Origin of the sequence: Jeotgalibacillus marinus, from assembly GCF_040801915.1 — a bacterium.
In the GTDB taxonomy this organism is placed as follows: Bacteria; Bacillota; Bacilli; order Bacillales; family Jeotgalibacillaceae; genus Jeotgalibacillus; species Jeotgalibacillus marinus.
This window is the reverse complement of the sequence record NZ_JBFMIA010000011.1, coordinates 80,834-99,330: the sequence shown is the minus strand read 5'-3', so window position 1 is coordinate 99,330 and position 18,497 is coordinate 80,834. Positions and strand designations below refer to the sequence as shown.

Annotated in this window: 13 protein-coding genes, 2 pseudogenes and 1 riboswitch; of the genes and pseudogenes, 2 read left to right on the top strand and 13 right to left on the bottom strand. The window is 40.0% G+C overall.

Annotated features, from left to right (window positions below; genetic code table 11):
* Positions 1-127: 127 nt before the first annotated feature.
* The 6 genes and pseudogenes from AB1471_RS12265 to AB1471_RS18360 form a co-directional block, all read right to left on the bottom strand.
* Positions 128-826, bottom strand: a pseudogene (locus tag AB1471_RS12265) (IS6 family transposase).
* A 179-nt stretch (positions 827-1,005) separates the two neighbouring features.
* Complete coding sequence (locus tag AB1471_RS12260; RefSeq protein ID WP_367780051.1) at positions 1,006-1,851, bottom strand: right-handed parallel beta-helix repeat-containing protein; 846 nt, start codon at positions 1,849-1,851, stop codon at positions 1,006-1,008.
* A 36-nt stretch (positions 1,852-1,887) separates the two neighbouring features.
* The gene (locus AB1471_RS12255) at positions 1,888-2,142 is read right to left on the bottom strand and encodes a hypothetical protein (protein WP_367780050.1); all 255 of its coding nucleotides are present in this window, start codon (positions 2,140-2,142) and stop codon (positions 1,888-1,890) included.
* A 297-nt stretch (positions 2,143-2,439) separates the two neighbouring features.
* A complete protein-coding gene (locus AB1471_RS12250; protein WP_367780049.1) occupies positions 2,440-2,607 on the bottom strand; it encodes a serine protease in 168 nt (55 codons plus the stop codon).
* A 21-nt stretch (positions 2,608-2,628) separates the two neighbouring features.
* Positions 2,629-4,413, bottom strand: coding sequence for a phosphomethylpyrimidine synthase ThiC (thiC, locus tag AB1471_RS12245; protein ID WP_367780048.1), 1,785 nt, complete (start codon positions 4,411-4,413; stop codon positions 2,629-2,631).
* Positions 4,414-4,550: 137 nt separating this feature from the next.
* Positions 4,551-4,665, bottom strand: a riboswitch (TPP riboswitch).
* A 192-nt stretch (positions 4,666-4,857) separates the two neighbouring features.
* Positions 4,858-4,976: pseudogene (locus AB1471_RS18360) on the bottom strand (IS6 family transposase); the annotation flags it as partial.
* A 236-nt stretch (positions 4,977-5,212) separates the two neighbouring features.
* On the opposite strand from AB1471_RS18360, the gene AB1471_RS12240 reads away from it, so the two are divergent.
* A complete protein-coding gene (locus AB1471_RS12240) occupies positions 5,213-6,709 on the top strand; it encodes a dihydrolipoyl dehydrogenase family protein (protein WP_367780047.1) in 1,497 nt (498 codons plus the stop codon).
* Between the two features lie 45 nt (positions 6,710-6,754).
* Here the strand turns inward: AB1471_RS12240 and AB1471_RS12235 are convergent, their stop codons facing one another.
* The 4 genes from AB1471_RS12235 to AB1471_RS12220 all read right to left on the bottom strand — a co-directional run bounded on the left by AB1471_RS12235 (position 6,755) and on the right by AB1471_RS12220 (position 11,247).
* Entirely contained in the window at positions 6,755-8,017 is a 1,263-nt protein-coding gene (locus AB1471_RS12235; protein ID WP_367780046.1) for a glutamate-5-semialdehyde dehydrogenase, read from the bottom strand.
* Between the two features lie 34 nt (positions 8,018-8,051).
* Positions 8,052-9,179 (bottom strand): glutamate 5-kinase, encoded by a 1,128-nt coding sequence (gene proB, locus AB1471_RS12230; RefSeq protein WP_367780045.1) that lies wholly within the window; start codon positions 9,177-9,179, stop codon positions 8,052-8,054.
* Positions 9,180-9,246: 67 nt separating this feature from the next.
* Positions 9,247-10,083 (bottom strand): pyrroline-5-carboxylate reductase, encoded by an 837-nt coding sequence (gene proC / locus AB1471_RS12225; RefSeq protein ID WP_367780058.1) that lies wholly within the window; start codon positions 10,081-10,083, stop codon positions 9,247-9,249.
* Between the two features lie 309 nt (positions 10,084-10,392).
* Entirely contained in the window at positions 10,393-11,247 is an 855-nt protein-coding gene (locus AB1471_RS12220) for a gamma-glutamylcyclotransferase (RefSeq protein WP_367780044.1), read from the bottom strand.
* A gap of 232 nt (positions 11,248-11,479) precedes the next feature.
* Here AB1471_RS12220 and AB1471_RS12215 point away from each other — a divergent pair, with 232 nt between their 5' ends.
* Positions 11,480-12,298 (top strand): SGNH/GDSL hydrolase family protein, encoded by an 819-nt coding sequence (locus AB1471_RS12215; RefSeq protein WP_367780043.1) that lies wholly within the window; start codon positions 11,480-11,482, stop codon positions 12,296-12,298.
* Positions 12,299-12,484: 186 nt separating this feature from the next.
* Here AB1471_RS12215 and AB1471_RS12210 read toward each other — a convergent pair whose 3' ends face one another.
* From AB1471_RS12210 to parE, 3 genes are all read right to left on the bottom strand, one after another.
* Positions 12,485-13,921, bottom strand: coding sequence for an alanine/glycine:cation symporter family protein (locus AB1471_RS12210; protein WP_367780042.1), 1,437 nt, complete (start codon positions 13,919-13,921; stop codon positions 12,485-12,487).
* A gap of 103 nt (positions 13,922-14,024) precedes the next feature.
* A complete protein-coding gene (gene parC, locus AB1471_RS12205) occupies positions 14,025-16,442 on the bottom strand; it encodes a DNA topoisomerase IV subunit A (RefSeq protein WP_367780041.1) in 2,418 nt (805 codons plus the stop codon).
* 1 nt (position 16,443) lies between these two features.
* Complete coding sequence (gene parE, locus AB1471_RS12200; protein WP_367780057.1) at positions 16,444-18,393, bottom strand: DNA topoisomerase IV subunit B; 1,950 nt, start codon at positions 18,391-18,393, stop codon at positions 16,444-16,446.
* Positions 18,394-18,497: the final 104 nt, after the last annotated feature.

The following is an 18,497-nucleotide window of genomic DNA, read 5'->3' as shown; positions in this document are numbered from 1 at the left end:
CCTAACACATGGTGTGTGGGGCCAAACTAATCTGTACTAATAATATTTACGTTAACAACTATTAAGGGTTTTGGTGCAAACACATTTTGATAGAGACATAGGCTACTATTTTAGTTCTATTGACCATTTATGATGCAATTCCAAACAATTGATGTATGAATTTAACTTCATTTCGGACAGACTCCACCTGTCGGTGATGTTGTCTTTTTTTCACCATATGCAAAGCCTCTACGCCGCTTAATATAGAGGTGTCTGTTTCAAACGACTTGAATCCCAACATATAACGTACTCGTTTTTTAATAATCCTGTTCCACGATATTATTGAGATATTTCACTTGTCTAATTGGTATGTCTTCAGGCAAACTTTCCTCGTCTTTTAATTCTTGAATGGCTACAGGATAGGCTGGATTCTTGTCTACTGTAATCACACGAGGGGTACGATTATGAGAAGCAGCCAAGGCTTTCTTGAAAAAGCGCTTGGCTGCTTCTTTATCTTTTGATTCACTTAGGTAAAAATCAATCGTATTCCCTTCTGAATCCACTGCTCGATAGAGATACATCCATTGACCTTTTACTTTCACATATGTTTGATCCACTCTCCAAGAGTCATTGGTTGTTTTAAGTGACGTCGTACTCTTTCATCTAATTCAGGACCATATTGATGGACCCAGCGCATAATGGTGGTGTGTGCGATAGACAAACCTCGTTCTTCCATCATTTCCACTAGGTTACGAAAACTTAAGTTGTACCGTAGGTACCATCTAACCGTTAATAAAATCATTTCAGGTTGATAGTGCTTCCACTTGAACAAATGTTGATTTTCCATACTGATCACGCACCCTTTTTAGAATAATAGTATCAGTATGTCCAAGATTTAGAGCTTACTTGCAGCGTTTTTGAAGTTTTTGCACCAGAACCATATAATATATGTAATTCTTATTAATACTTGTTCATAGATCAAAGCAATCGACTTCGCTTTTACAGAAAAAGAGCCGCATTCGGCTCTTAATTCCCACAGTCCACATTAGCACCAAACGATGTTCCACATTTATTCCCTTTGAAATTGTTGGCATCTTGATCGTTGATATCGAAAGTAGTCATCCCATTACCATTACCGAACGCACGATTAAAGAACACATTATTGTTGTTAGCAGCAGCATCTAAGAAAATACCATCATTCCCATTATTATTAGCGGTATTGCCTTTAATTAGGTTGCTAGATGAACTAGTCCCAAAGTTTAAGAAAATACCAAAACGATTATTCCCATTAAAGTTATTCCCTTTAATCATGTTGTTATCTGAACCGCTTAAGAAAATCCCATCAAAGCCGCTATTATCATTAGCGGTATTGCCTTTAATCATGTTGCTATTTGAATCAGATAATCGAATACCCAGCTCATTATTATTAACGATATTCTCTTTAATCATGTTGTTATTTGAACTGTCTAAGAAAATACCTCTGACAGAATCAAAGTTTTGAACAATAAAATTCTTCACCAGCACACCGGAAGTGTTATCAATCGTTATCCCATTGCCTCCCCCCACCACAGTATCTCCATCTATTACAGGCTTCTCTTTCCCTATCCCAATCAGATTAATATCTTCTGTAGTAATTAAGACGCTTTCCTCATAAGGCCCACCAGACGCTTTTACTAATATGGTATCTCCTGGAACGGCTGCATCGACTGCATCCTGAATCGTAGGAAATTCATCCGGCACCACGAGTGTTTTTTCGTTAAAGAAAAAGACCCCTAACCCGATGATGATAACTAAGGCGATAACACTTGAAAAAATCAGTCTCAAAACATTAACAAATAGAATAGCCTTCAGTAATAAGTTATCATTTTTCAATCCCTCACCTCCATACACTTCTTTCTAAACGTTGTTTCAGTAGTGATGCTTTTTATCTTTCAAACAGTGGAAGACAAACTTCGCAATAAGAAAGAGGGTAATCACCGCAAAAATGATCCCGATAATCAGGACGATAATCGCAGAGACGACAACGACGGTCGACCATATTTCACCGAAACCTATCACGATCAAGGCTATGGAGATGATGATGGCGTTCGATAGTGCCAAGCAACAAAGTGCCTTGCCTACTCCGATACATGCACAACAGTCTTTTTCTTCTGGAAGAGTCATGTTTTTCACCTCTTGTTTTTATTTTTTGTTCACTCCTACTTTATGATGAAGACCTCTTTATATGTTCTTGATGCAAAAAACAACCCCTTCGCCAACTGAATGGTAGAGGGGTTTTGTTTATTTTTTCGCAATCTTTTGGAAAATTAACAAAATATTTCAATAATAAAGATAAAGAAGGTTTTTTTGAGAGATCATAGCAAATAATTTTCTATGGGGAATTACAGAAAAATTAAATAACCTTACCACAATTATTAAGAGGTAAGGTTATTTGGCTACCTTTTTGATAGATTTTTTGCTCTAATAATATAATATTTTTACTTTGTTACACTTTAAACATTTTTCATAATATTGATCGCCTTTAAAATGATGATCACAATTTCGTTGGATCTCTTCTAAACTCTTTTCCAAAAAAGAAAGGTTCGTTTTCATTCGAGTAATTTCTTCTTCAATTTTTTGGACATTCATCCGCATAACCTCCTAAGAAAATTACTGATATATGTTCCCCCCAGATTTCTTAAACTCCTGAGCCTTTTCTCTCATACCTTTTTCAATAGCTTCCTTCGTATCAAGATTATTTTCTTTCGCATAATTACGAATATCTTGAGAGATTCTCATGCTACAAAAATTCGGTCCACACATTGAACAGAAATGTGCTGTTTTTGCACCTTCCGCAGGCAAAGTTTCATCATGATATTCTATTGCACGTTCAGGATCTAAAGATAAATTAAACTGATCTTTCCAACGGAATTCAAAACGAGCTTTTGAAAGGGCATCATCTCTTTTTTGAGAACCTGGATGTCCTTTTGCCAAATCAGCAGCATGAGCGGCAATTTTATAAGTAATAACCCCTTCACGAACATCATCTCTATTTGGTAGACCTAAATGCTCTTTTGGGGTTACATAACAAAGCATAGCCGTACCATACCAACCAATCATTGCAGCTCCAATAGCAGATGTAATGTGATCATAACCAGGAGCTATATCAGTCGTAAGGGGTCCAAGTGTGTAGAATGGTGCTTCCTTACACACTTCTAATTGCTTATCCATATTTTCTTTAATTAGGTGCATTGGTACGTGCCCTGGTCCTTCAACCATCACTTGTACATCATGCTCCCAAGCAATTTTTGTTAGCTCTCCAAGAGTCTCTAATTCTGCAAACTGTGCTTCATCATTCGCATCTGCAATAGATCCAGGCCGTAAACCATCTCCTAAAGAAAATGAAACATCATAAGATTTCATTATTTCGCAGATATCTTCAAAGTGAGTATATAAAAAGCTTTCTTTATGGTGGTGTAGGCACCATTGTGCCATAATAGATCCTCCACGGGATACAATGCCTGTTAAACGTTTTGCTGTTAAAGGAACATATCGCAAAAGAACACCCGCATGAATCGTGAAGTAATCAACACCTTGCTCTGCTTGTTCAATCAAAGTATCACGGTAGACCTCCCATGTCAGATCTTCAGCAACACCATTTACTTTTTCAAGTGCTTGATAAATGGGGACGGTGCCGACAGGTACAGGTGAGTTTCGAATAATCCATTCCCGTGTTGTATGAATGCTTTTACCTGTTGATAGGTCCATAATATTATCAGTACCCCAACGTGTCGCCCATGTCATTTTTTCAACCTCTTCTTCGATGGAAGATGAAACAGCAGAGTTGCCAATATTGGCATTAATTTTAACATGGAAATTACGTCCTATAATCATAGGCTCTGACTCTGGATGATTGATGTTATTAGGAATAATCGCCCGACCTTTTGCAACTTCATCACGCACAAATTCAGGTTTCATATTTTCCCTTAAAGCGATAAATTCCATTTCAGGAGTGATAATCCCCTTACGTGCATAATGAAGCTGTGTAACATTTTCCCCTTTTTTTGCACGTAATGGTTTGCGCTTTAAACCAGGAAATATATTATGATGTGCACGTGGATCATTTTCATCTTTATAACCATTATCTTCAGGCTTTATTTCTCGAGCTTCATATTCCTCGACATCTGCTCGTTCATGAATCCATGGGCTTCGAATGGCAGGAAGACCTTTTGTAATATCAACTGAATAATTTAGATCCGTATAAGGACCGCTTGTATCATAAACGCGTACCGGAAGGTTTTCCTCTTCGCCAAAAGTACCAGTTGTCGGGCTTAACTCAATTTCACGCATTGGTACGTTAATGTCAGATCTCGAACCTTTTACATATACTTTTTTACTACCTGGAAAACTAGACATGATGGAAATTTTTTGTTCGTGTAATGAAGTCTTTGACATCATAAATCTCTCCTTTTTTTGAACATAATGGACGAGATTCAGAACATAACAAGTGGAAAAGCTTGCAAAACTATATGAAAAAGCCGGCCCCATAAATGGTGAGACCGGCTAATATGTATGCAGAAGTAGTATTGCATTGAAGATTGTGCTAACTTCCCCACGCTGGTATGAGCCAGATCAGGTCCCAAGAGTCAAGAAACTTCAACGCGTTTCATTCTCAGCCCAACTTATTGGACTCCCCTAGTTATGTCTATTTGATTTAGATTATATTGTATATGATTATCGGTTAAAATGAAACACATAATTTTAGTAAAGTAATATTGTCGTATTTAGAAATTATGTGAAGAGAGCAATGTTAGATATACGATAGCATTAACAAAACGTGTTGGTGCAAGAATCGTTCTGGCAGGGACATAGAGCCATATAACCGATTCTGATGACCGTTTATGCTGTAATTCCAAACAACTGATGAATGAAGCCAACTTCATTTTGGACAGACTTTACCTGTCGATGATGTTGTCCTTTTTTATCATATGTATCGGTTCCACGCCACTCTCCAAGGAGCGTGTTTACACCTGGAATACTACTTACTGAAGCTGAATTGTTGCAAAGCGATTATTTTCTGATAAAGTTAAACCAAACGTACGAGAGCTGTTTTAAGTGGGTTAAAAAATCGGATCCATTGCCGTTATTAACACGAATTGACGGAGCGAATAGTAATCAAAACAGGAACGAATAATTTTTTACATATAGTTGATAAATGAAAAAAATCTCAGCTCTTTATATGGAGGTAGTTCATATGGAACGTTACCAAATTGTTGTTATTGGTGGTGGTGCAGCTGGCATGACAGTTGCTGCAGGTGCTGCTAGTCTTGGAGCGAAAACAGCACTTATTGAAAAACAAGATTCACTTGGAGGCGATTGTCTTCACTATGGTTGTGTACCATCAAAGGCGCTTATTGATGCTGCAAACCGCGTACATACAATGCAAAATACAGCTTCATCATTCGGTTTTACTTTATCAGGTGAGCTTAATTTTGATCGTGTGAAAGAACATGTTAAATCACCCCAAGCGGTCATACAAGAGCATGATAGCAACAAACGTTTTACAGACTTAGGTGTGGATCTTTATTTCGGTGGTGCTAGCTTTCAATCTCCTCACGAAATACGAATTGGATCAAATGAAGTCATTTTTGCTGAAAAAGTAGTTATCGCTACAGGCTCTTCTCCTGTTATTCCACCTATTGATGGACTGGGTGGTGTGTCGTATGTGACAAATGAAACGATCTTTGATCTGCCTGAATTGCCTAAGCGTTTGGGCGTCATTGGTGGCGGTACAATTGGGTTAGAACTGGCACAAGCTTTTGCTAGGCTCGGATCCTATGTGACGGTGTTTGAAGGCGGCGACAAGATCTTCGCCAAAGACGATGAAGATATATCAAAGTTTATGTATAACGTGTTAAAAGAAGAGATGACGATTGAATTGAATTCGACTGTGAAGACAGTTTCAGCGAGCGGTGACGAGATTTCCGTAACGGTTGAAAATCGTAGAGCTACAGAAAAATCTGTTCAAGTGGATACTCTTTTAGTGGCCACAGGACGCAAACCGAACATTTCTTCTCTAGAATTAGCGATTGCAGGAGTCCAAACAGTGAAAGGCTTTATCGACGTGGATCGTTCGTTCAGAACTTCTCAATCTCATATTTTTGCTGTTGGAGATACGATCAACACCCTCCCTTTCACACATGCGGCTGGTGAAGAAGCAAAAACTGTCGTTTCAAATGTGTTGTTTGGGCTTAGAAACTCGCTGAATCACGATAAAACACCGTGGGTAACCTTCACCTCACCTGAAGTGTTTCACGTAGGTAAGACTGAACAAGAAACAAAAGAAGCCGGTATTAACTACCGGGTTTACCGTGCTCATTTAAACGAGGTCGATCGATTTATTACATCACATGAAACAAGAGGTTTTGTTAAAGTTATTACGGACAAACGAGGTACAATTTTAGGAGCACATGCAGCAGGCAAAGAAGCCGGTGAGTGGATGCAATTGGTTGTGTTTGCAATGAAAAACAAGAAAAAAATCGGCAGTCTGTCACGCATGGTCTACCCGTATCCAACAAAAGCGGGTGCTTTGCAACGTGCGGCTGATGGATATTGGAGAGAGAAACTGTTTGACGGATCTCTACCAAAACTTGCAAAGAAATTTTTTGATATTAAATATAATCTTACCGAAAAAAAACACCATACATCTTCTGGTAAAGCACCAGTTACTTTTTCTAAAAAAGACGTATAAAAAGAGGCAGCCTATGATGGCTGCCTCTTTTTATGAAAATCTACCTTAGCGGATTTGACCATTTCCACTCATTACATACTTAATTGTTGTTAGTGCTTGTAAGCCCATTGGACCTCTTGCATGTAGCTTTTGTGTTGAGATGCCAATTTCAGCACCAAAGCCAAGCGCGCTTCCGTCTGTAAAACGAGTAGATGCATTATGATAAATTGCTGCTGCATCGACAAGTCCCTTAAAGCGTTTAGCTGTTTCTTTATCTTCAGTCACAATGGCTTCTGAGTGTTTTGTACCATACTCGTCAATATGTGCAATGGCTTCATCTACAGTTGAAACAACTTTCATAGCAACGTCTAAGCTCAAGAATTCTTCTGCCCAGTGCTGTTCTGTAGCACGAGTGGCGTTTGGAACCGCTGACAATACTTTGTCGTCACCATATACACCAATGTTATATTTATTGAAAGCTTCAATTAACGTCTCTTGATGAGCAGCTAAAAATGCTTCATGTACGATTAATGTTTCTGCTGCATTGCATACGGCCGGACGATCTGTTTTTGCATTGATAAAGATGTTAATCGCTTTGTCAACGTCTGCACCTTTGTCGATATAGATGTGGCAATTCCCAACACCTGTTTCAAGTACAGGCACGGTCGCATGGTTAACGACTGCTTGGATCAGCTTGCCACCACCTCTTGGAATCAACACGTCAATGTGCTCTTTCATTGTAAAAAGCTGTTCAGTGGCAACGCGATCCGTACTATCGATAAATTGAACGGCATCTTGAGAAATCTTCGTTGAAATGAGTGCCTCTTTCATCACTTTTACAATAGCACGGTTTGAGTGAATCGCTGACGAACCACCTTTTAGTACAATCGCATTCCCTGATTTAAGTGCAAGTCCGGTTGCATCTGCTGTTACGTTCGGGCGTGCTTCATAGATCATGCCGATCACACCAAGCGGAACACGAACCGTTTGAACATCCAAGCCGTTATCAAGTGTCCATTGTGACACGATTTCTCCAGTTGGATCGTCCAGTTTCGCTACTTGCCGAAGACCTTCAGCAAACTCTTTGATGCGTGCTTCGTTTAGAGCTAGACGGTCCATATACGCCTCGTCATACAAAGCTTTACGTCCATTCGCTAAATCCTGGTTGTTACCTTCCATAATGTTACTTACATTCGCATCTAAATGGTCTGCAATTGTATGAAGCGCTGCGTTTTTATCTTCTGTTGATAAAAGTCCAAGTTCTTTTGAAGCTATTTGTGCTAGTCTTGCCTGTTCTTTTATATGTACTGGTTCAACTACTGTCGTCACCTAATCACTCCTTGTAGTTTTTGTGTTTTCTTGATCAAACTCCAATCGGTATAGCAACCTCGAGCTCACAGACAAATGATTCGCTGTGCACCACTGCAACGGTTGAATCGCTTTGCTCTTCGTTTTCTCGCTGAAAATTCTTCAAATCAGTAGAAGAGTAATTCACCATACCAAGACCAAGTTTATTTTTATTTAAGTCAAGAATTCGCACGACTGATCCTTTTTTAAAGTAGCCGTTAACTTGATAAATCTGACTTGGATGAAGGTTTTCCTTATCATCAATGATCGCTGTTTTCGCATCATCTTGAATAAGTATTTCACCTTCAGGACCTGAGTTAAATGCGATCCATTGACGTTTATGATTTAAATTTAATTCTGGTTCTTTTACTTCAAAATACGTTCCACGAGCTTCTTCATTTACAGCGTCTATTAAGATATTGTGAACACCCGAACGTCCGAGGAATGAGGGAATGCCAGAAGCCATCGATATTTTAAATGCATCAATTTTAGAACGCATGCCACCTGTTCCTACAGCTGAACCTGGTTCTCCCGCCATGTCTTCAATATCCTCTGTAATTTCCGTTACTTCTTTTAAAAGTTCAGCAGATGGGTCTTTACGAGGATCTGCATTATAGAGGCCGTCTATGTCCGATAAAATGATTAGCTGATCAGATGCGACAAGACCGGCAACTTTGGCTGAAAGTGTATCATTATCACCAAAGCGTAAGCGATCGGTTGTTACCGTATCATTTTCGTTAACGATTGGCACAATACCGCGCTCTAGCAAGACATTAATTGTATTTCTCACATTGTTGTAACGTGTTTCATCGGAAAAATCACTACGCGTGATTAAAATTTGGGAAGCCGCATAGCCATGCGATGAAAATAGCTCAGCGTATGATTCGATCAAGCGTCCTTGCCCAACTGCCGCTGCTGCTTGTTTTTCGGGTAATGAACTTGGACGAGAAACAAAGCCAAGTGTACGGTAACCAGCTGCGACAGCTCCTGATGATACAAGTACAACTTCGTGTCCCTGATCTTTTAACTGGACGACTTGATCTGTTAAACGTTCCATCTTCCTTCTACTAATATCACCTGAGAGGCTCGTTAGTGAGCTGCTTCCTATTTTAATAACCACTCTCTTTTGATCTTCCGATGTCATGCTACCACTCCCGCTCCTGATTTCAAATATTTCTGATAAATATTCCTTCGTATGTCGTCCTTTAAATTCAAATTGTGATTTTTTGTAATTTACTTGTTATTTCTTTTGAACGATTCATAGCACCTTCAATAGCTGCTTTAATCGCTTTGCCGCCACCGTTCTGTGCAAGTGCTTCAAGTCCCGCTGCTGTTGTACCGTTTGGCGACGTTACGTTTTGGCGAAGTTGTGTTGGTGATTCTTCTCGTTCAATCATCATTTTTGCTGCACCTAAAATCGTTTGAGCCCCAATTTCTCTTGCTTGAATCGCACTCATGCCATTTGCAAGAGCTGTTTTTTCAATGTGTTCCATCAAATAATAAAAGTAAGCGGGACCACTACCGGCGATACCTGTGAACAAGTCCATTTGATCTTCTTCGATCATATAGACTTCCCCAATACAAGCAAGTAAGCTTTTAGCCACATTTACGTTTTTCATTGTCACGTGTTGGCCTGGTGATATGGCTGTTGCTGATTGACGAAGCATACTTGAAGTATTTGGCATGACGCGAATCACTTGTTGTCTATCTTGTAAAATCTCTTCCATATATTCTGTAGAAATCCCAGCAAGCACGCTCATGACGACTTGTTCAGGAACTATCTCATCTTTAATGGATAGAAAACCATTTTCAGCATCTTTTGGCTTCATCGCCAAAATGATCACGTCATAAGAAGATAGCTGGACTTTGTCTCGTTCAATTCCTTGGATACCATATCGATTGTGCAGTTCTAGTAACCTGTCCTCATTGTTTCTATTTGTTGCAACGATTTGGTGAGGCGCTAACATCCCTGTTTGGACAATTCCTGAAATCATTGCCTCTGCCATATTTCCTGCACCGATAAAAGCTACTCGTAAATTCGTTGACATCGTTTTTCCAGCTCCTTTTGATTCGTGTTCGGTTTTTGTTCGTTTAATTTCTATCATGTTTATAATCGTACCATGCACTCAATTGACTTCAAGGGTAAACAGAAAGTGAGTGAGTTATAGTGGGGAATCAAGAGTGAAAGCGCTAACATACACGGGTAATTTGGGGTAAATGCCGAATTTCTCTCTAATAGAGCATGAGATCATGAGATATGGAGAAATCTGATTTAGATATATTTGTAAGAGGGGCTGGGATTTCACAATGAAGCTAGCTAAAAACTAATTTCCTAAACAATTAAAAAGAAGACGATTTTATCCGTCTCCTGCAACATCCATATTATATTTCACTTTTAAATCTTTCATTAGTTTTTGATGATACATTTCAGACACAACGCCCCTAGAACCACGAACAATCTCGGTTGCGTAATGCATAGGTGGTGCGCATTCATCGCTTGGATCGAGGACAATGAAGGTAAGTGATTTTTCATAGATCCTGCCATTAACTGTTACGTCGATGATCGCCGGACGGTACAAGCCGTTATCTACACCTTCACGTTTGAATAAGTACTGAGTGGCTTTTCTACCAACTTTATAGAGAACACCTTCTCCTTGGTTACCCGTTTCAATAATATTTGCTCGCCCTCCGTCGTGGACAGATAATGAGTAGTTCATTTCGAGGCGATCAACTGTTCCTCCACCAATTCGATCTAGAAAAAGATGATCGACTTGTGCAAGTTTGAAACGAGCACTGTCCATGCAGGAGCCGTATGCATAATACGTATGCCAATCGCGATCTAGCTCTAAATGAACGAGCCAATCTCCATATCGTAATGGTGATAAACCAGTTACTTGTTCTTTTTTATTAACGTATGTATACACTTCAATGTCGCCTAAGTGGTCGGTGTAAACCGCAATTTTCATCCGAGTGTAATGATTTTGTTCAGATGCTAACTCATCAATTTTTGAAAATTTATCTGAGTAAATTTCATATACTTCGCCATAAACGCGAGACGTGCTTTCATGTATAAAAAAAGGATAGCCTTTTTCGGAGTCATAAAGCTCTCCTGTAGCCCAAGCTTGCGAAGCAATTAATTCCTCATTTTGAATAAGCGAATGGTTTTTAGCATGTTTCCTCAGGGTTCCATAAACAAAGACAAAATTCTTCATTATTTTACTCCTTTCATTAACCGTTTTGTGGTTGATGTGTGGGGTGGTCCACCGTTTACTCACCATTGGAGGATAAATACTTTTCTCTAGGCAGTGAATACTCTTTTTCACAAAGAAAAGACGAAGTACTCGTTCGTGACAAAACCTGTTTATTCCTATACATTAACAGTAAGGAAACTTTAGGAAGATGGCAACATAAATTTCAAACAGAATTGGAGTTGAATATTGAACAATGAACGTGTATAAAAAAGTTGTCATTGCGGGTATTGCTTTAATTCTATTCGCTTTTCCATTGTCAAACTTAAAAGCAGAAGCAGCATTCGCTTCACCTGAAGTGTATGTAGCTCTTGGTGATTCAGTTGCAGCAGGTACGACCCCCAATGGATCACTTGATGCGGGATACAGCGACATCATCGCAAATGTACTTGCTCAAAACGGTTTACTCGCTGGCTTTTCAAAAGATTTTGCTGTACCTGGCTTTACAACTGCGCATATTTTAGAGCTTTTAGAAAACGATGAAGTTCGTCAAGGTCTCGAGCAAGCAACGATGATTACCTTGTCTGCTGGCGCAAATAACGTACTTGGTCTTGTCCAACAAGATGCTTTAGGTCAAACCATTATCTACAACCAACTAACAGCAAATTTCGCTCTTAATCAAATGCGCATTCAATACGGAAAGCTTTTAGATGAAATAAAAGCAATTAACCCAACAGCCACTATTTACGCGATTGGCTACTACTTCCCTTACCCACATGTGCTTGAAACACAACAACAAGGTGTGAGAAAAATGCTAGAAACGGTTAATACGATCATCGAGAATGAAGCAGCTGCACGTGATGTAACGTTTATCGATGTTGCTTGGGGTTTTGATGAAAACGGAATTGATTTTTTACCGAATTCTACCGATGTTCACCCTAACCAAGCAGGCTATGTCTCAATCGCCAAGTCATTTTTTGATGTCACTGATCCACGATTTGACGTCACACTTGAACATATCCCACCAAACCCTGGCATGTCACCATTCTTAGAAGAACTCATGCAGTCTTTTTAAGTTGATGAAATGGATCAAGTGGATGGAGCAAAATTAGCACCCATTCCCACGTGTTCAATCTGTTATCTTCTTTCAAATATTTAAAAGAAGCCATTATATTTCTTTTTAGCTTGACTTGGTTACAGAAGCTAACTTCAACAGAAAAAACCGCGGCTTAGAGTCCCAAGCCGCGGTTTTTTTGTTCTCTTATTTTTCTTTCGGAGCGTCATCCCAACACTCCGTATTTTTAAGCCCTGGAACGCTGTTTTTATAAAAGACTGGATCAAGGCCTTGACTTTTTTGACGTTGATAATCTTGTAGTACTTTAAATGCGATTGGCGATAATAAGCTAATCGCGATTAAGTTAAACAGTGCCATTATAGCCATTGATACATCGGCAAGGTTCCACACAAGCCCGAAACTTTGAACCGCTCCAAAGTATACCATACCCATTACAATTAGACGGTAAATGTTTAGGCCTACTGGGCTGTTTTTAATAAATTCGATATTCGTCTGACCGTAGTAGTAGTTACCTACAATCGAGCTAAAAGCAAATAGGAAGATCGCGACGCTGACAAATGTTCCTGCCCAGTCACCCACATGGAATGCTAAGGCATCTTGTGTAAGCTGAATTCCATCGCTTCCGTTTAAGTATTCACCTGACATGATGATGATAAGTGCAGTTGCTGTACAAATAATCAATGTATCAACGAATACACCTAGCGTTTGAATCAACCCTTGTTTAGCAGGGTGCGAAACGTCCGCTGCTGCTGCAGCGTTTGGTGCACTACCCATACCAGCTTCATTCGAGAAAAGTCCACGTTTGATACCATGCATAATTGCAGCACCAATACCACCTGATACAACTTCTGTTAAGCCAAAGGCATTACTGAAGATCACTTGGATCATAGGAATAATTAAATCTATATTCGTCACTAAAACAAATAGTGCAAGTAAAATATACAAAATAGCCATAACCGGCACAATGATACCAGTGACAGCAGCAACTCGATGCGTACCACCAAAAATAACAAGTCCTGTTAACACAACAAGAACGAGTCCGACAATGGACCGGTCCCAACCAAATGAGCCTTCAAGAGCAAGTGAAATCGTATTTGATTGAACGGAGTTGAAAACAAGTCCAAACGTAACCGAGATAATGATTGCAAAAAGGATTCCTAGCCAACGAGCATTCAAGCCTTTTTCCATGTAATAAGCAGGTCCACCACGGAACCCATTTTTATCTTTGACTTTATATACTTGTGCAAGTGTTGACTCAACAAATGCTGATGCCGAACCAACTAGAGCAATCATCCACATCCAAAAAACAGCACCTGGTCCACCGAGCGAAACCGCCGTTGCAACCCCTGCTAAGTTCCCTGTTCCAATACGTGAAGCTGCTGAAATCGTGAAAGCTTTGAAGGATGAAATTCCTCTTTTATCTTTTGACGAAATCGTCGACTTATCGCCAAGTAGCTTAAACATGTCACCAATTGATCGAAATTGTAAGAATCCACTCCGAAACGTAAAATACAGTCCACAGCCTAAAAGCACGATGATCAATATGTAATCCCACAGAAAGCCATTTAATGTTGTGGCAACTTTATCCAACCCACTTACAAATGATAAAAGTCCAAAATCCACTTGAAACCCTCCTAAGACAAATATAGCACTAAAATGAAAAATGGAGAAATACTAGTCCTTTTTCCATACGCCATTTATATGACATGATAAATTATGTCTCTATTTATTCAGTTTCTCTCCACACATGAGTAATCGTTCCAGTTTCTGTTTCGTCAGCGGCAAAAGACCCATTTGAGTAGCGGTCATTCACTCGATAGCTTGATGCGAGAATCGCTGTCCTATTTCCTTTTTCGCTCTGCAAAATAAATCGGTGATGATCCGTTGAAATAGCCAACACTTTAACCACTCGATGTGGATTTTTCTTTAACTCACGTAGCATAATGAGCCCTCGTTTTGCTCGGGTACTTAAATCGAACTCGCTCACAGGCATTTTTTTGACTGCCCCTCGATGCGTTACCATCAAGAGCTGATCAGCTGGTTTGACAACAAGACCACTGACAACATGGTCACCTTCTTTTAAATTGATTCCTTTTACACCAGCAGCACGTTGACCAACAATACTTACGTCTTCTTCGTTAAATCGTAAACCATAACCGTATGAAGTCGCTAGTAAAAGTTCTTGTGATCCATCAGTCCAAAATACATCAATCAATTCATCTTCTTTTTTCACATTGACTGCGACCAGTGCACGTGAAAAGCGTTGAGCTTTATATAAATTAAATTCGGATTTTTTGACCATTCCGTTTTTTGTTATGAACACAAGATACTGGTGGTCAGTAAAATCTTTCACGTGCATCGCTTTGATGAGTTGTTCATCTTTATCAAGCGAAACGATACTCGCGATGTGTTGTCCGAGATCTTTCCACCGAATGTCTGGCAGCTGATGAATCGGCATGTAAATGTAGTTTCCTTTGTTTGTAAACAAAAGAAGTACCTCTGTTGTATTCACATCGAGCTTAGCAAGAAGACGGTCCGACTCTTTCATGGCAAAATCTTGACCATTCGATGCTCCGTATGAGCGTTGAGACGTACGTTTCACGTAACCATCTTTTGTGACAGTCACGATCACATCTTCACTAGCAACGAGCACTTCCATGTTGATTTTAATTTCTTCGATTTTATCTTCAATAATGGATCTGCGTTCATCAATGTATTGCTTTCTCACACTGCGAAGCTCTTTTTTAATAACTGCTACAAGTTTTTTCTCGCTTGCAAGGATTGCTTCAAGCTCGGTAATTTGGCGTGCTAATTCATCCGCTTCTTTTTGAAGTGCTGTAATATCTGTGTTCGTTAAACGGTAAAGTTGTAACGACACAATCGCTTCTGATTGTGGCTCTGTAAAGCCAAAACGTGATTGTATGTTGTTTTTTGCATCTTTTTTATCTTTCGATTCACGGATCGTTGCAATCACTTCATCTAAAACGGATAGTGCTTTCATCAATCCGTCAACGATGTGTTCACGATCTTTTGCCCGCTTTAAATCATAGTTTGTCCGTCGTGTGACAACTTCTTTTTGATGCTCGATATATGCGTCAAGAAGTTCAGCAAGTCCCATCAATACAGGACGCTTGTTATGAATCGCAACCATGTTGAAATTATAATGTACCTGTAAATCAGTGTTTTTATACAAAAAGTTCAGTATGCCCGTTGCATCTGCCTCTTTTTTCAACTCCACAACCACACGAAGACCTGTGCGATCGGTTTCGTCACGCACCTCTGATATACCTTCTACTTTACGATCTGCTCTTGCTTCATCCATTCTCCTTACGAGGTTGGCTTTATTTACTTCATATGGAATTTCCGTGATAACAAGTTGCTGGCGTCCACCACGAAGGTCCTCAATCGCCACCTTACTACGAATGACGATCTTGCCTTTTCCTTGTTTGTAAGCGTTACGAATGCCATCTACTCCTTGAATCGTACCACCCGTAGGAAAATCAGGACCTTTTATTACAGTCATGAGTTCGTCAACTGTGCATGTAGGGTTATCCATACGCATAACCGTCGCGTCAATCACTTCTCCAAGGTGGTGAGGAGGAATTTCCGTTGCATATCCAGCAGAAATTCCAGTTGAACCGTTGACAAGTAAGTTCGGATAACGTGCTGGTAGAACTGTTGGCTCTTCAGACGTATCATCAAAATTAGAAATGTGCTCAACGGTATCTTTCTCAATATCGCGAAGTAGTTCACCTGAAATGGCTGAAAGTCGCGCTTCTGTGTAACGCATCGCAGCAGCAGGGTCACCATCGACACTACCATTGTTGCCGTGCATTTCAACAGGCATGTAGCGCACTTTCCAACTTTGACTCATGCGTACCATCGCGTCATAAACGGATGAATCACCATGTGGATGGTAGTTACCAATGACGTTACCGACTGTTTTAGCAGACTTTCTAAATCCTTTTTCCTGCGTATTGCCTTCAGAATGCATCGCATAAAGAATTCTGCGCTGTACTGGTTTTAGTCCGTCACGCGCATCAGGTAGTGCACGTTCTTGGATAATGTATTTACTATATCGTCCAAATCGATCTCCTAGCACTTCCTCAAGCGGGAGGTCTTGAAAACGTTCGGTTGAAGTCATATTAGCCCTCCTCTGAAGCCATAATCTGATCGTTGTCTAAAATATTGACGTTGTCCTCTAAGCCAAATGCCACATTCGACTCTATCCATTTTCTCCGTGGCTCAACTTTATCGCCCATTAGCGTGGTCACACGGCGTTCTGCTCGTGCGCCATCATCAATACGTACGCGAATCAGCGTTCTCGTTTCAGGGTCCATCGTCGTTTCCCAAAGCTGAGATGGATTCATTTCACCAAGACCTTTGTAGCGTTGTAAGATATATCCTTTTCCTACTTTTTTTATGACGGTTTCAAGCTCATCATCTGTCCAAGCATATTCAATCACTTCTTTTTTGCCTGTGCCTTTGCTTACTTTATATAGAGGCGGTAGGGCAATATACACTCGGCCCGCTTCAATCATCGGCTTCATGTAACGGTATAAGAACGTTAGAAGTAAGACTTGAATATGCGCGCCATCTGTATCCGCATCGGTCATGATAACGATTTTGTCGTATTGAATATCATCCACTTCAAAGTCAGCACCAACCCCTGCACCAATCGCGTGAATAATCGTATTGATTTCTTCATTTTTAAAAATATCTGCTAGCTTAGCTTTTTCTGTATTGATGACTTTTCCTCGGAGTGGCAGGATTGCTTGGAACTTACGATCGCGTCCTTGCTTTGCAGACCCTCCAGCAGAGTCCCCCTCCACTAAATACAATTCATTTCGCGCAGCATTTTTTGATTGAGCTGGCGTTAGCTTACCCGATAAAATCGTATCGCTCTTTTTACGCTTTTTGCCATTACGTGCATCTTCTCTTGCCCGACGAGCCGCTTCTCTTGCTTGTTGAGCACGAATCGCTTTTTTTATGAGAAGTGTGCTCGTTTCAGGGTTTTCTTCTAAGAAGTAAAACAACTGACTTGCGACTACTCCATCAACGGCTGATCGTGCTTCTCCTGTCCCAAGTTTGCCTTTTGTTTGACCTTCAAATTGCAAGATACCTTCAGGAATACGGACCGATATAATACTCGCAAACCCTTCACGAATATCCGATCCTTCTAAGTTCTTATCTTTTTCTTTCAGCAAGTTCACTTTTTTTGCGTATTCATTAAATACACGAGTGATTGCTGATTTTGCACCAGTTTCATGTGTTCCACCGTCTTTTGTCCGTACATTATTTACAAATGACAAGATTGTTTCTGAGTATGCATCATTAAATTGAAACGCAAACTCCACTTCAATTCCATCTTGAGCACCTTCAAATGACACAACTTGGTGAAGAACATCTTTTCCTTCGTTTAAATACGAAACAAACGCTTCGATTCCAGTTTCATATTGAAAGGAATCACGCTTATCATCACGTTCGTCAATAATTTCGATTTTAAAACCTTTTAACAAAAATGCGCTCTCTCTTAGACGTTCGCAAAGCGTGTCATAGTTGAAATGCGTAGTGCTAAAAATCGTTGTGTCAGGTTTAAAATGAATATTTGTTCCCGTTTGTTTTGTTTTTCCTTTTTTCTCAAGTGTTGTGGAAGGTTTTCCACCATTTTCGAAGCGTTGTTCATGAATGACTCCATCGCGATAGATGGTCACGGTAAGTTCTTCTGAAAGGGCATTAACAACAGATGCACCTACTCCGTGAAGTCCACCACTTGTTTTATAGCCACCTTGTCCAAACTTTCCACCCGCGTGAAGTACGGTTAAAATAACTTCTGGTGTTGGCTTACCTGAACGGTGAATACCCGTTGGCATACCTCGACCAAAGTCCCGTATGGATATGCTACCGTCTTTGTGAAGAGTAATTTTAATTGCATCTCCAAAGCCGCCAAGCGCTTCATCCACAGAATTATCAACAATCTCATAAACTAAATGATGCAAGCCACGTGCATCGGTTGATCCAATATACATCCCAGGGCGCTTTCTTACCGCCTCTAGTCCTTCGAGCACCTGAATGGCGTCGTCGTTGTATTCCATCGTTTCTTTTTTTGACACGGACATTCCCCTTCCAGCTACACAAACACTCGTTCGTTTTTTCATTGTACCATAAAATGCAGGTAACCAAACCATATTCTATACTG

What these genes read in the sequence shown, in the direction of transcription:
- AB1471_RS12215 (WP_367780043.1), top strand. Translation starts at nt 11,480, where the DNA reads ATGAACGTGTATAAAAAAGTTGTCATTGCGGGTATTGCTTTAATTCTA.
- AB1471_RS12240 (WP_367780047.1), top strand. Translation starts at nt 5,213, where the DNA reads ATGGAACGTTACCAAATTGTTGTTATTGGTGGTGGTGCAGCTGGCATG.
- thiC (WP_367780048.1), bottom strand. Translation starts at nt 4,413, where the DNA reads ATGTCAAAGACTTCATTACACGAACAAAAAATTTCCATCATGTCTAGT.
- AB1471_RS12220 (WP_367780044.1), bottom strand. Translation starts at nt 11,247, where the DNA reads ATGAAGAATTTTGTCTTTGTTTATGGAACCCTGAGGAAACATGCTAAA.
- AB1471_RS12250 (WP_367780049.1), bottom strand. Translation starts at nt 2,607, where the DNA reads ATGAATGTCCAAAAAATTGAAGAAGAAATTACTCGAATGAAAACGAAC.
- parE (WP_367780057.1), bottom strand. Translation starts at nt 18,393, where the DNA reads ATGGAATACAACGACGACGCCATTCAGGTGCTCGAAGGACTAGAGGCG.
- proC (WP_367780058.1), bottom strand. Translation starts at nt 10,083, where the DNA reads ATGTCAACGAATTTACGAGTAGCTTTTATCGGTGCAGGAAATATGGCA.
- proB (WP_367780045.1), bottom strand. Translation starts at nt 9,179, where the DNA reads ATGACATCGGAAGATCAAAAGAGAGTGGTTATTAAAATAGGAAGCAGC.
- parC (WP_367780041.1), bottom strand. Translation starts at nt 16,442, where the DNA reads ATGACTTCAACCGAACGTTTTCAAGACCTCCCGCTTGAGGAAGTGCTA.
- AB1471_RS12255 (WP_367780050.1), bottom strand. Translation starts at nt 2,142, where the DNA reads ATGACTCTTCCAGAAGAAAAAGACTGTTGTGCATGTATCGGAGTAGGC.